Here is a 12,319-nt window from a genome sequence, read left to right on the forward strand (position 1 = left end):
CGTCCAGCTCCGGCCGGGCCGCGGTCGCTGTGTCAGGATCGTCGGGTGGACGAAACCGAGCTTGTGATCGGACCGGAGTCAGGGATACCAGTGGACGAGTTGCTGGCCCTCTACGAGGCGGTGGGCTGGTCGGTCTACACCGACTCGCCCGGCCTGCTGCAGGCCGGGGTGGCCGGAGCGTCCTACGTGGTGACCGCGCGCCAGAGCGGGAGGCTGGTCGGCCTCGCTCGCGCGTTGTCCGACGGGGCGACCATCTGCTACCTGCAAGACGTGCTCGTGCACCCGGCCGAGCAACGCCGGGGGATCGGCCGCGCTCTGGTGACCGCGGTGCTGGACCGCTATCGCACGGTGCGGCAGAAGGTCCTGCTGACCGACGACGAACCGGGCCAACGCGCCTTTTACGAGAGCCTCGGCTACCGCGAGATCCGCGACTACGGGTCCGGCACGCTGCGCTCCTTCGTCCGTTTTGACGACGGCGCTTGAGGAAGTGTCCGGTCCCGTCATCCGGCGGGCTGGTCGGTGGCAAGGAAAGGGGTCAGGAGGCGGAGCAGTTCCTGGGGCCGGTCCAGCGGAATGATGTGGCCGCAATCCTGGACGAGGTGACCAGTGAGGTCGTCGGTGACGGGGCGCAACTGTTGTTCCAGCGCGCGGCCGACCGGGTGGGAGCCGATCGCCATGGTGGGCACGGTGAGCCGGTCAGCTGCCGTGGCTTCGCTGATTTGACGCGCGCTGGCCGGTAGGGCGCGGTAGTGGGAGAAGGCGCAGCGCAGGGCGTCGTGTCCGGTGTAGGCGTGGGCGAAGGCGTCGCGGATATCCGGTGGTACACCGCGACCGTGGGTGCCTGCGGCGAGGAACCAGTCGAGGTACTCCGCCTCGTGTCCGATCAGGACTGTTTCGGCCAGACCGGGAACGGCGTGGAACCCGAACCACCACGGCGGGCCGTCGGCGAGGAAGTCCTCGGCGCCGGGCAGCGGACCCAGGAGGGACTCCATCACGACGAGTCGCCGCACCAGGTCCGGCCGCCGCATGGCGAGCAGGAAGGCGGCCGGGGTGCCGGCGTCGATGGCGACGACGGCCGCCGTGGGTTCGGCCAGTGCGTCGAGGATTCCTTCGGCGTCGGCGGCCAGCGTGCCCGCGTCGTAGCCCTCCGCCGCGCGCGTGCTCGCCCCGAGCCCGCGCAGATCCGGGGCGATGACCCGGTGGTGCTCGGCGAGCGGGCCGATGATCTCGGTCCAGAGCCGCCAGGTGTGCGGGAAGCCGTGCAGCAGCAGGACCGCCGGCCCGGTTCCGGTGACAGCGACGTTGGCTTGGATGCCGTTGGTGGTGATCCGCCGGAGCACGATGTCGGCTTCGTGCCGTGGAGAAGTGGTCGCGGGTGGTGTGCCGGGCACGTCGCCTCCGAGGTGGTTACCATTGGTTATCAGGAAACGATAGGTAACTTCGGTTGTGCCGCCAAGACGGCACCTTTCCCACAGGTGGTGAGCTCCAGGTGACCTCCCAGCCGGTGCGCTCGGCGGAAAGCGGGCGCGGTGATCTGTTCGATCCCGAGTGCCCGACCCGCCGTCTGCTGGACCGCATCGGCACGAAATGGACGTCGATGGCGGTCAAGGTCCTCGCGGAGGCGGCCCCGGACGAGGTGCGTTTCGCCGAGTTGCGGCGACGGATGCCTGGTGTCTCACAGAAGATGCTGTCGGTGACCCTGCACAGCTTGACCCGCGACGGCCTCGTCGCCCGCCGGGTGGAGCCCACCGTGCCGCCACGCGTGCATTACCGGCTCACCGAGCTGGGCTCGTCGCTCGAGGTCCCGCTGGCGGCGCTGCGAGCATGGGCCGAGGACCATATGGCCCAGATCGACCGCACCAACGCGATCAGCGACGCCCAAGCCGGCCCCGCCGAAAGACGGTGAAGTGGTCGCGCATTACGCGTCGTACCACCGATACCAGATCGGCGTGTCCACGCCCGCGTCCCAACGCCGGAAGGCGGCGTGGCGCTGTTCAGGCGTCGTCAACGCCTCCTCGTGGGTGAGCCAGTCCAGGTACCACTCCGTGAACGTCGCGGGTCGGCGGTCGTCGTTGAGTAACGGGTTCAAGCGATCGGCCGTCGCACGTCCGTCGAACCACATGGTTCCTCGCAGCGGTCCGCTGACCACGAGCAGCGTGTAGAGGCCGCAGCCGTTGTCGTTGAGAAAGACGGCCCCAGGGACCCGCTCGTCGTTCTCCTCCTCGATGATCACCGGTGCGCTGTCGCGGGCCGGAAAAGGGATATGAAGCGTGTCGTGGTCCTTGTACCGCGCACCTTCCCAATCCCAGCGCGAACCGTCGGAGCGCAGGGTCCGCACCCGGCCGCCCGCGCTGACCCGCAGCAGGTACTGGCGATAGTCCTCGGGGAATTCGAGACCGAACTGTGCTTCGGCCTGGCGCACCTGGGTCTCGGTCAAGACCTCCGGGAAACGCGGGCCGCCGAATCCGAGCCGCTTGCTCAACGCGACGGTCCGATCCCGTATCTCGTTCCAGTCCACTGCCCGCATATGCGCAACCATAACGGTCGGCCTGCCTGCTGCCCTGAAAGGACGGTTACGGGCGGAATTCCGCGCCGCTCAAACGAACTCGTGCGGTGACGACTGTGTCTCCTGCGGCGAGCCGTTAGGCTCCGGGAAGTTCGGCGACGCGTAGGGGCGTCGCTCGAGGTGCTGAAAGGCTGTGTTTGATGGCTCAGAAAGTCAGTGTCGAGATCATCGATGACCTCGATGGCGGTGAGGCGACCCAGACGGTGCCCTTCGGGCTCGACGGAGTGCAATACGAGATCGACCTCTCCGACGAGAACGCTCAGGCGCTGCGTGATGAGCTGGAGCGTTACATCGCAGCGGGTACCCGCACGGGCGGACGTAAGCTCCGCGTCGCGGCGGGCCAGTCCACGGCTGGGCACAACCGCGCGACGACATCGACCGATCGTGAGCGTAACCAGCAGGTCCGGGCCTGGGCGTCGGCGAATGGCTACGCGATCGCCGAGCGTGGGCGTATCCCGAACGAGATCTATGAAGCGTTCGACAACGCCGGATCGCTCGAAGACGCGGAACCGGCACAGGTGGAGGAAACACCCGCAAAACCGGTACGCAAGCGCGCGCCGCGAAAGAAGAAGACGGATAGCTGACAGCTCTTCCGGACCTTTCCGCCGCAGAAAAGACGAAGAGCGCTGATCGATCCGATCAGCGCTCTTCGTTGGGCATACTGAAAGTCATGCACGAGCACCAAGATTCGGACACCGCCGGTGGCAATGCGTTGGTCGCCCGGCTGGCCAACCTCGAACCGGCCGATCCAGAATGCCGGACGGCGGCGCGCATCGAGGCGCACGAGGCGCTCTCTCAGCACGCGCACGCGGTTGTGCCCGACCCGGCCGGGTCTGCCTGGCTGGCCACCCTGGCGGCCCATCCGAACAGCTCGGTCCGCGCCATCGCGGTCGGAGCCCTTGGTTCCGGCCGCGATCCAGCCCATCAGCCCGTCCTCGTGCGGGCTCTGTCCGACCCCGCCTCCAACGTCGTGCACGCCGCACTGGAAGGCCTCACCGCGCAGTCCTCGGACGAGGCGTTCGACCTGCTGGTCACGCTGCTGAACGAGACGGACCGCGACTGGCCTTGGCCCGTCCGCGAAATCGCCCGGCGCATCACCGAGTCCAGCGACCCGAGACGGCTGGACGTCCTGGCCGGTGCCCTGGGACGAATACCTGATAGCGCGGCACACGACATCACCCGCGCACTGAGCCGGGCCGGCGACCCGCGGGTCGCTCCGGTGCTGATCGAGCACCTCCGCCACCGCCGCCCGTGCCGCTTCGCGGCGGCGGAAGTGCTCGGCAACCTGCGCGTCGCCGAGGCGACCGGCCCGCTCATCGATGTCCTGCGCGAGTCCGACGGCGTCCAGGCGCTGTCCGTGATGGAAGCGCTGGGCAAGCTCGAAGCGCTGGAGGCCGCGCCGGCGATCGTGCCGCTGCTCGACCACAGTTCGCCCGACGTTCGCGAGGGTGCTCTGCTGGCACTGAACCGGATCGGCGGGCCGCTGGCGACGCCCGCCGCCCTCAAGGCCGCCGACGACGTCCATCCCGCCGTCCGTGCCAGAGCCTTCCGGGTGCTGGCCAAGCACGGCGATCACCGCGCTCTCGGCCGGTTGGCCGCCGCCTGCGACGGGTGGCATGTCCACACCGCCCTCACCGGCTTGGTTCGCTTGGCCGACGACACGGTCGCACCCACCGTGGTGCAGGTGCTGCTGACCACCGATGAGTGGCGTGTCCGCAAGCTCGCCGGACGAATCCTCGCCCGTATCGGCACACAGCACTACCTGCCCGACTACGATCCCGACCCGCTCGTCCGCCGCGTCCTCGTCTGGGTGATGGGCAGGCAAGCCGACCCGGGCCATCTCCGGGCGCTGACCAACGCGATCGAGGACGAGGACGAGGTGGTCCGGTCCCGCGCCGCCGCGGCACTCGGACGGATCACCCACGAGAAGACGCTCCCGCTGCTGACCGAGGCCCTACGCGACCCCAGGCCGCGCGTCCGCGCCAACGCCGCGACAGCTCTGGGCCGAACCGCTCCCGACAGCCTGAGTTCTCTCCTCGCCGACGCCTTGGCCGACCCGCACCCGGCCGTCCGGTCCGCCGCTGCCGCAGCACTGCGAGCGACCGCCCGTCGACTGTCCTCTATGGACGATTAGCTCGGCCCGCAGAACCCGGGTGCTCGCTGAGCGTCAGACGGTGTCGTGAAGGTGGCCTTTCCTCGTTCGAACGAGGAAAGGCCACCTTCACTTCAGGTACCCGGTGCTCAGTCGGGCAGGTCGTAGTCGGCGCTGACGGCCACCCAAGCGGCCGGGCAGAAAGCGGTCGCCCAGTTACCCGGCTGCGTCCAGTCGCTGAAGAAGACCTGCCAATCACCACGAGTCGACTGGCAGCGGACGCCGACCCGGAACGCGACGTCGTAGCAGACTCCCGTGGCCCTGTCGCTCAGCCGTCCGATCGGACCGCAGTCCGCCATCTGGTGAACCGCGGCCTCCGGGCCGGTGCCCACGCTGGTGGTGGCGGAGGCGGCTCCAGCACCCATGGTGGCCAGCACGCCGGCGACGGGCAGCGCGGCCAGGGCGAGCAAGGATTTCCCCATTGTTCTCCTCGTTCTTCGGTTCGGAACCCGAAGATTAAAGAGCGCCGCTGTCATACCGCTGTCACCACCGAGCGGCTTTGGACCCGAACGGCCGGAACCGTTTCTTCTGAGTTCGGATGCGTGCGGATAGGATCTGAATGACACCTTCCCGCTATTTCCGGAACCCGGCGGCGGGCTCAGGTGCTGTAGTTGATGGTCTTGCCGGACGCCAGGTCGCCGGAATAGCACCAGATGGTGCTCTTCTGCAGCCCCGGGTGCGCCCAGCTCCCGGTGCGCGGATAGGTGTTGGATTGTCCCGGCGTCCGGCAGTCGATTCTGATCCGGAAGGTACCGGTGCCGCCGGTGCAGCCGGCCTCCGCGCCGGTCCCGTTCGTGATGTACACCGACGAGCATCCGGTGGGCGCGGCGGTCGCGACCCCCGGTGCCGCGACAGTGGCGCACGCGACGAGGAGCGAGCCCACGCCCAAGAGCTTGATTGTCCGGTTCATCAGGGAAACTCCTTGAACTCGGTATCCGATGTCGGCTAGATCATGGCAGTGTTCGCCGCACTTGCGCCGCGGTTCGATGATTTCGTCGAGCAGGGACGGCGAGCTGATCACCCTGCGGCGCAGAGCAGAGGTGGGACTAGCGTGATGACCATGGCCGAGGTTCGTGTTGGTGTGGTGTTCCGTCCGCAATCGCCGCCGGAGGAGCTGCGGGAGACCGTCGTCGCGGCCGACGAGGCCGGTATCGACGAGTTGTGGCTGTGGGAGGACTGCTTTCTCGAAGGTGGTCTCACCAGCGCCGCGGCCGCGCTGGCGTGGAGCGAGCGGCTCACGGTCGGGATCGGCCTGTTGCCGGTGCCGCTGCGCAATCCGGCCGTGGCCGCCATGGAGATCGCGACGTTGGCGCGGATGTTCCCCGGCCGGTTCGTCCCGGCCGTCGGGCACGGGGTGCTCGACTGGATGGCGCAGGTGGGCGCCCGTGCCGCGTCGCCGATGACGTTGCTGCGTGAGCATGCCGGCGCCGTCCGGCGGCTGCTGCACGGCGAGACCGTCAGCGTGACCGGGCGCTATGTGAACCTCGACGCGGTGACGCTGGACTGGCCACCGGTGCGGGTCCCGCCGCTCATCATCGGCGGGCGGGGGCCGAAGACCGTCGCGCTGGCGGGTGAGGTGGGAGACGGAGTGCTCCTGGACGCCGGGCTCGTCAACCCGGAGTACGTCGCTTCGGAGGCCGCACGTGCCGCCGAGGCCGCGCAGGCCGCGGGCCGACCGGCGCCACAGATCATCGTTTTCGCGGAGATCGAACCGGACCTACCCGCCCTTGGCGACCGCGCCCGTGCGCTGATCGACGAGCTGGCCGCCGCCGGCGCCACCTCCGTCATCCTGCAGTGCACGTCGCAGCATCCCGATCCCGGCCCGCTCATCGCCGCACTGTCCCGCTGAGAGACGCCTCCGGTCCTACGAGTGATCACCGCGAGGCCGGATCATCGGCCGGACGGGAAGGAATAGGAGCCGGGATCGCGGTAAGGACGGGGCAGCTCCGGCTTGATCGAAGGGCCGACCGCGGCGAGCTGACGTTCGCGGGCTTCGACATCGACGAGCACTGATTTGTCGACCTACTGGTGGAGTTGTGCCCTTCATGGACACGCTCGACGGCTCGCCGAATCACTGCTCATAGGGTGGTCAGACGGAGGTACACAAATCCGTGAAGGCCTCCTGAGGGACTCAGAGTCCCTCAAGGAGAGCCCGCATTTGTGTACCTACGCCTGACCTGGATGAGGGTGGTTCCGCGGGTATCGTCGCCTGGTCTGATCAAGCTCGTGCCCCGAACACGACCGGTGGACCGGCGACCGAGCGGGGAAGATTCCGGACGTTCAGCGGCCGGAATCTTCCCCACCCGGACCGCCCCGCAACCCGCACAAGCTCCATGACGAGCGTTACTGGCCGGTTTTCTCTTCCAGCGCACGGCGTCGAGCGGTCACCTCGTCGGGGTCGTCTCCGAGGACCAGCAGTTGCAAGGTGCTTTGCCTGATCGGATCGTCCGTGTGGCCGGTGTCATGACCGGCGACGATGAGCAGGCCACCGGCGGCCAACGCCGGGCGTATCTCGGCGAGCAGGTCGGTGAGGGCGCCGACGACGGTCAGCTTCACGGACTCGGCGGGGCGGTCGAGGGCGTCGGGGCGGACGGACTGCATCGCCAGCAACGGGATCGACCCACTGGTGATCCGGAAGTTCAGGTCGAGCACGACCTGCTGGCCGTCCCGGGTTTGGGCACAGTCGAGGCTGCACAGGCCGCGGTAACCGACGTCGGCCGCGCGCTGGGTGATCGCCAGGCATTCGGCGAGCAGTTCGGCTGGAGGAGTGGTGACCGCACCGAATCTGCCACCGGCGTAGACCCCGATCGCGTCGACACGTTGTTCGGTCACCGCCAGCAGGCGAGCCCGCGCGTCCGGTCCCACGTAGAACTGCAGGCCCCAGTTACGCAGGATCTGCAGGTATTCCTCGACGACGAACTCGGTGAGCACCTCGGCGAACGCCGGCAGCGTGATCTGCTCGTCGGCCCGGTGCAGATAGACATCGAGGCTGCCGCCGTGCGCGTCGTTGGTCGCGGCCTTGAGCACCCACGACTTCTCCGCCGGCGCCGCCTCCGCGAGTTGCCCGCGCGTCACGACGCTGCGGTGCGCCTGGAAACGGGGATCGACCAACGTGGTGATGCTGGCTTTGTTGTTCAAATAGCCGACGAGTTGCGCGCTTTTGAGCGCGCGTTCGTCCGGGCACAGCGTGGTCGGCTGCGGGTACTCCATCGACATCAGCAGGCCGTCGGACATCGCTTCGGTCACGCGAGCGGCGAATTCTCTTTCGCTGCGGAACTCGCGCAGGTCCGTGCCGACAGGCAGACCGCTGTCGCGCAGGTGCGCCAGCAAATCCGGGTCCGTGCCACCGGAGCTGCAGATCACCGGCGTGTCAGCCGCGACCGCGATCGGGCGCGCGGAGACCACGTCGCGGCTGTGGCGGTGCCTGTGCACCGGTTCGGTGGCGGCCAGTTCGGGGCGCGCGCAGACGGCGATGCCGGGACCGTATACGTCGGTGAGGGAACGAGGGGCGCTGACTGCGGGCGGCAGAACGACGGGAACAGTGATGGAGGGTCTCCTGTGGAGTGAGTCGGACCGGTCAGAACCGGCACTGGCAGATGAGGAGAACCGAAGAAAGACGACAGCGCCGGCCGATCGACCGCCGCGAGCACCAGCGGCAGGGAGCTTGCCCCGGCCGGTGCGCTCAACAGTGTCACGCCCGCTGCCTGATTACCATGCTACGTCCTGACCAGGTGTCTTGGGCAGGCACGTGGTGCGCGCTGGAACGGCGCTCAGTCCTGTCGCGGCGTAAGACCCAGGGCCTAGCGCCGCGGTCATGATCGGTCCCCGGCCCGACGCGAGCGGGTGCCCCGCCGGAATTGACTGGTGGGCGGCACGATCATGCTCGACGGGAAGAAGACCTGATGCTCAAGTTCGACCGGCTCACCAAACGACGGGGATCGGCGACGATCCTGTCCGACGTCAGTTTCGAAGTACGCCCCGGCCGGGTGACCGGCTTCCTCGGTCCCAACGGTGCCGGGAAGTCGTCGACACTGCGGATCCTGCTCGGCCTCGACCGTCCCACCTCGGGAACCGCGCTGGTCGACGGCGTTCCGTTCGCCAGGCTGCGGGATCCGCTGCGCAAGGTCGGCGCCGTCCTCGACGGTTCGGGGGCGCATCACGCGCGCACCGGCCGGGCGCATCTGAACTGGGTCGCCGCGGCGGGTGGCGTTCCGCGCGGCCGGGTGGACGAGGTGCTGGCGGAGGTCGGGCTGTCCGACGCCGCGGGCAAACGCGTGCGCGGCTACTCGCTGGGGATGGGGCGGCGGCTGGCACTGGCGGCGGCACTGCTCGGTGATCCCCAGGCCTTCGTACTCGACGAACCGGTCAACGGCCTCGATCCGGCGGGCATCCGCTGGATCCGCGGCTTCCTCCGCGAGCGGGCCGCGACCGGGCGCACCGTCCTGCTGTCGAGCCATTTCGTGGGAGAACTGTCCGAGACGGTCGACGACGTCGTGATCATTCACGGCGGCAGGATCGTCGCGCAGGGAACACTCTCCGAGATCGTCGGCGCGCACCGGAGCCTGGAGGACGCCTTCTTCGCGCTCACCGAGGGGGCCGTGCGATGAGGGCCTACCGAAGCGAGCTGCGCAAGCTCATCTCCCTGCCGTCGGTCTGGGCGGCGGTCGCGGCCGGGGTCCTGCTCCCGGCCGCCCTCACGTTCCTCAACGCGAAGTCGGCGGTCGCGGCCCACCGCGGCGTCACTGTGGACATCGGGTTCCAGGAACTGGCCTTCGGTGTGGTGGGCGCGATCGTCCTGGGTGTCGTCGCGGCGAGCAGCGAATACACCGCGAAAGGGGAAGACGCCGGTGGCGGGCGGCAGATCACCACGAGCCTCACTGTCGTGCCGTCCCGGCACCGGTTGCTGATCGCGAAGCTGGCCGCGGTGAGCACCGCGGTCGCCGCCCTGGCGACCGTCTCGACGGCCATCACTCTGTCGATCGTCGAAGCGCTGCTCGGCGGCGGAGCCGGCACGAGCGGCGTCACGCGACTGGCGGGAGTCGTCCTCTACTGGGTGTTGACGGCCCTGCTCGCGATCGGCCTGACCTTGGTGACCCGTAACGGGATCCTGCCGCTCACCGTGCTGATCCTGAACACGTCGGTGGTCACGGTCACCTACCTGCTCACGAAACTCACGCCACTGGCCGTGTTCTTCCCAGATCTGGCCGGGATCCGGCTGTTCATCAGGCGAATTGATCTACCCGTCCAGCTTTCACCGATCACCGGTGGACTGGTGATGACGGCCTGGGTCGCCGCGCTCCTCACCGTGGGCTGCGTCGTCTTCCGCGGGAGGGACGCGTGACGGGCGTCCGGGCGATCAGGGCCGAGACACTCAAACTGCTCAGCCTGCCGTCGACGTATTTCACCCTGCTGGGCACCTTCGGCGTTTCGGTGGCCCTCGCGATCGCGTTCACCTCCTCGCGGCAGGGCGGGAACGCGGGACTGTCACCCGTCGGTTACTCGCAGGCGGGGTTCATCGTCCTCGGCGTCGTGGCCGCGACATCGGAGTACAGCGGCGGCCAGATCCAGGTGACCCTCGCCGTCATGCCACGCCGGATCGCGCAGCATCTGGCCAAGCTGACCGCCCTCCTGATCGTCGCCGTGCCCTCAGCCACCCTCACCGTGCTGGCCGCGGTCATGGTGGCCAGGGGACCGTGGTTCACCGTGGCGGGGGCGAGTGCCCATCTCGCGCTCACCACGGTCATCGCCGCCGCCGTCGCGACGGTCCTGCGGCGGAGCGTCCCGGCGGTGGCACTACTGCTGGGGTACTACTTCATCGTGGGCCCGCTGCTACGCGACGGAGCCGCATTCGCGGCCTATCTGCCGGACTCCGTTGGCCACGACCTCGGTTCGCGGGGCGTGCTCGATGGTTCGGCCGTGGTGCTGGGGTGGGTGCTCGTCGCGGTGGGGATTTCCGCGGCGTCGTTCCACCGGCGGGACGCTTGACCGCGTGCCTCAGCCTCGCGGGACCACCAGTCCCAGGTCGTACGCCGTGATCACCAGATGCGCGCGGTCGCGGGCCGGTAATTTGCTCAGCAGCCTGCTGATATGGGTCTTCACCGTCTTGATGGAGATGGTCAGCGTCTCGGCGATCTCGGTGTTGGACAACCCCCGGCCGACGAAGGTGAGGATCTCGACCTCCCGCTGGGTCAGGCCGGACGGCCGCCGCGGGCCGCGGTGCGGCGCCGCCGTGACGTAGTGCTCGATCAGCCGGGTGAGGATCGCGGGCGCGAACAGCGATTCGCCCGCGTGCGTCCGGCGGACGGCGTCGATGAGCTCGTCGGGTTCGGTGTCCTTGAGCAGGAAACCGCTCGCTCCCGCGCGAAGCGCACCGTAGACGTACTCGTCCAGCTCGAACATGCTCAGCACGAGGATCCTGGTCCCGGCCAGGCCGGGGGAGGCGCTGATCTCCTTGGCCGCCACGATCCCGTCCTGGCCGGGCATGCGGATGTCCATCAGCACGATGTCCGGATGGAGCCGCCGCGCCAGCTCCACCGCCCGCGCCCCGTCCTCCGCTTGTCCGACGACGACCATGTCCGGCGTGGCGCCGATGATGATCGCCAGGCTGTGCCGTAAGAGCCGTTGGTCATCGGCGAGCAGGACCCGGATCGGGGGCTGTGCGGGATCCGTCACCGGTGCGCTCCATCGGGTAGCCGGGCGGTGAGCCGGAATCCGGTCCCGGCCGGAGCCGCGCGCAGCTCGCCGCCGAGTACGCCGACCCGCTCCCGGAGTCCCGGCAGGCCGTGGCCGGCACCGTGGACGGGCGACCAGGTACCTCGCGGCCCGTCGTCCTCGACGGTCACGACGATGGTGGCGTCCTCTCGCCGTAGATCCACGTGAGTGGTCGTCGGCCCGGCGTACCGAGCGGCGTTCGCGACGGCTTCGCGGACGATCTCGCAGACGGTCGCCTGCACGCCAAGGGATACGTCGCCGAGTTCGCCGACGTTCAGCCGCGGCTCGAGGCCCAGTGAGCGAGCGTTCTCGACGATGGCCGGAAGATCCGACAGGCCTCGCACGGGCCGCAGAGGTGCGCCGCGCTCGTCAGGGTCGCGCAGAACGGCCAGCATGCGCCGGAGTTCGGTGACCGCGTCCCGGCTCGCCTGCTCGATGTCGACGAGCGCCTGCTCGCGCTCCGCTTCCCGGACCTGTCCTCGGATCCGTCTCGCCGCACTGGCGCGCAGCGTGATCACGCCGAGGCCGTGGGAAACGATGTCGTGGAGTTCCCTGGCGATCCGTAGCCGCTCGTGATGCGCGGCGTGCTCGGCCGCCCAAGCGGTGAGCCGGGCTTCGAAGTCGAGGCGCCGCCGCCGGGCGAGAACCAGTGTCCACGTCGTCACCCCGACGGCCGTGGCCACGACGAGGATCGGCACGACGACCGCGCCGGGCCCGTTCGCCCCGACGGCCAGCAGCGCGAACGCGGCCACGACCAGCACCGCACCGGCGACCAGCCACGCGCGTGATCGCCATACGGGACGGTCCGGCGTTGTCATCGTCGTCCATCGTATTACCGGACGGCTGGCCGTCGTGCCGTTCCGAAAAACCCGGCGCCGATGCCGTGACCC

15 protein-coding genes are annotated in these 12,319 nt (G+C 69.0%); 8 read left to right on the plus strand and 7 right to left on the minus strand.

Annotation, left to right across the window (positions count from 1 at the left end):
• The first annotated feature begins 90 nt into the window (after positions 1 to 90).
• The gene (locus tag ACZ5ZX_RS22930) at positions 91 to 483 is read left to right on the plus strand and encodes a GNAT family N-acetyltransferase (protein ID WP_465504030.1); all 393 of its coding nucleotides are present in this window, start codon (positions 91 to 93) and stop codon (positions 481 to 483) included.
• A gap of 17 nt (positions 484 to 500) precedes the next feature.
• On the opposite strand, the gene ACZ5ZX_RS22935 is transcribed toward ACZ5ZX_RS22930, so the two are convergent.
• Complete coding sequence (locus ACZ5ZX_RS22935; RefSeq protein WP_465504031.1) at positions 501 to 1,391, minus strand: alpha/beta fold hydrolase; 891 nt, start codon at positions 1,389 to 1,391, stop codon at positions 501 to 503.
• Positions 1,392 to 1,489: 98 nt separating this feature from the next.
• Between ACZ5ZX_RS22935 and ACZ5ZX_RS22940 the strand changes: the two genes are divergently transcribed.
• Positions 1,490 to 1,906, plus strand: coding sequence for a winged helix-turn-helix transcriptional regulator (locus tag ACZ5ZX_RS22940; RefSeq protein WP_465504032.1), 417 nt, complete (start codon positions 1,490 to 1,492; stop codon positions 1,904 to 1,906).
• A 12-nt stretch (positions 1,907 to 1,918) separates the two neighbouring features.
• Here the strand turns inward: ACZ5ZX_RS22940 and ACZ5ZX_RS22945 are convergent, their stop codons facing one another.
• Positions 1,919 to 2,527 carry an SMI1/KNR4 family protein gene (locus ACZ5ZX_RS22945; protein WP_465504033.1) on the minus strand — a complete coding sequence of 203 codons (609 nt, stop codon included), beginning with the start codon at positions 2,525 to 2,527 and terminating at the stop codon, positions 1,919 to 1,921.
• A 179-nt stretch (positions 2,528 to 2,706) separates the two neighbouring features.
• Between ACZ5ZX_RS22945 and ACZ5ZX_RS22950 the strand changes: the two genes are divergently transcribed.
• Both ACZ5ZX_RS22950 and ACZ5ZX_RS22955 read left to right on the plus strand, forming a co-directional pair.
• Positions 2,707 to 3,150: a histone-like nucleoid-structuring protein Lsr2 gene (locus tag ACZ5ZX_RS22950; RefSeq protein WP_465504034.1), complete on the plus strand. Its 444-nt coding sequence runs from the start codon at positions 2,707 to 2,709 to the stop codon at positions 3,148 to 3,150.
• Positions 3,151 to 3,236: 86 nt separating this feature from the next.
• Positions 3,237 to 4,700, plus strand: a complete 1,464-nt coding sequence (locus ACZ5ZX_RS22955) for a HEAT repeat domain-containing protein (protein WP_465504035.1) — start codon at positions 3,237 to 3,239, stop codon at positions 4,698 to 4,700.
• A gap of 107 nt (positions 4,701 to 4,807) precedes the next feature.
• Here the strand turns inward: ACZ5ZX_RS22955 and ACZ5ZX_RS22960 are convergent, their stop codons facing one another.
• A complete protein-coding gene (locus ACZ5ZX_RS22960) occupies positions 4,808 to 5,140 on the minus strand; it encodes a hypothetical protein (protein ID WP_465504036.1) in 333 nt (110 codons plus the stop codon).
• Positions 5,141 to 5,316: 176 nt separating this feature from the next.
• Positions 5,317 to 5,628, minus strand: a complete 312-nt coding sequence (locus ACZ5ZX_RS22965; RefSeq protein ID WP_465504037.1) for a hypothetical protein — start codon at positions 5,626 to 5,628, stop codon at positions 5,317 to 5,319.
• Positions 5,629 to 5,778: 150 nt separating this feature from the next.
• Here ACZ5ZX_RS22965 and ACZ5ZX_RS22970 point away from each other — a divergent pair, with 150 nt between their 5' ends.
• Complete coding sequence (locus ACZ5ZX_RS22970; RefSeq protein WP_465504038.1) at positions 5,779 to 6,567, plus strand: LLM class flavin-dependent oxidoreductase; 789 nt, start codon at positions 5,779 to 5,781, stop codon at positions 6,565 to 6,567.
• Between the two features lie 494 nt (positions 6,568 to 7,061).
• On the opposite strand, the gene ACZ5ZX_RS22975 is transcribed toward ACZ5ZX_RS22970, so the two are convergent.
• Entirely contained in the window at positions 7,062 to 8,123 is a 1,062-nt protein-coding gene (locus tag ACZ5ZX_RS22975; protein WP_465504039.1) for a hypothetical protein, read from the minus strand.
• A gap of 497 nt (positions 8,124 to 8,620) precedes the next feature.
• On the opposite strand from ACZ5ZX_RS22975, the gene ACZ5ZX_RS22980 reads away from it, so the two are divergent.
• The 3 genes from ACZ5ZX_RS22980 to ACZ5ZX_RS22990 are packed head-to-tail and all read left to right on the plus strand — an operon-like array spanning position 8,621 to position 10,703.
• Positions 8,621 to 9,325 (plus strand): ABC transporter ATP-binding protein, encoded by a 705-nt coding sequence (locus tag ACZ5ZX_RS22980; RefSeq protein WP_465504040.1) that lies wholly within the window; start codon positions 8,621 to 8,623, stop codon positions 9,323 to 9,325.
• Entirely contained in the window at positions 9,322 to 10,059 is a 738-nt protein-coding gene (locus ACZ5ZX_RS22985; protein ID WP_465504041.1) for an ABC transporter permease, read from the plus strand. The genes ACZ5ZX_RS22980 and ACZ5ZX_RS22985 overlap by 4 nt, the downstream gene beginning before the upstream one ends.
• Positions 10,056 to 10,703: a hypothetical protein gene (locus ACZ5ZX_RS22990; protein ID WP_465504042.1), complete on the plus strand. Its 648-nt coding sequence runs from the start codon at positions 10,056 to 10,058 to the stop codon at positions 10,701 to 10,703. The genes ACZ5ZX_RS22985 and ACZ5ZX_RS22990 overlap by 4 nt, the downstream gene beginning before the upstream one ends.
• 9 nt (positions 10,704 to 10,712) lie before the next feature.
• On the opposite strand, the gene ACZ5ZX_RS22995 is transcribed toward ACZ5ZX_RS22990, so the two are convergent.
• Both ACZ5ZX_RS22995 and ACZ5ZX_RS23000 read right to left on the minus strand, forming a co-directional pair.
• Complete coding sequence (locus tag ACZ5ZX_RS22995; protein WP_465504043.1) at positions 10,713 to 11,390, minus strand: response regulator; 678 nt, start codon at positions 11,388 to 11,390, stop codon at positions 10,713 to 10,715.
• Complete coding sequence (locus tag ACZ5ZX_RS23000; protein ID WP_465504044.1) at positions 11,387 to 12,247, minus strand: sensor histidine kinase; 861 nt, start codon at positions 12,245 to 12,247, stop codon at positions 11,387 to 11,389. The genes ACZ5ZX_RS22995 and ACZ5ZX_RS23000 overlap by 4 nt, the downstream gene beginning before the upstream one ends.
• Positions 12,248 to 12,319: the final 72 nt, after the last annotated feature.

The sequence above is a fragment of the Amycolatopsis sp. NPDC033938 genome (assembly GCF_055575975.1).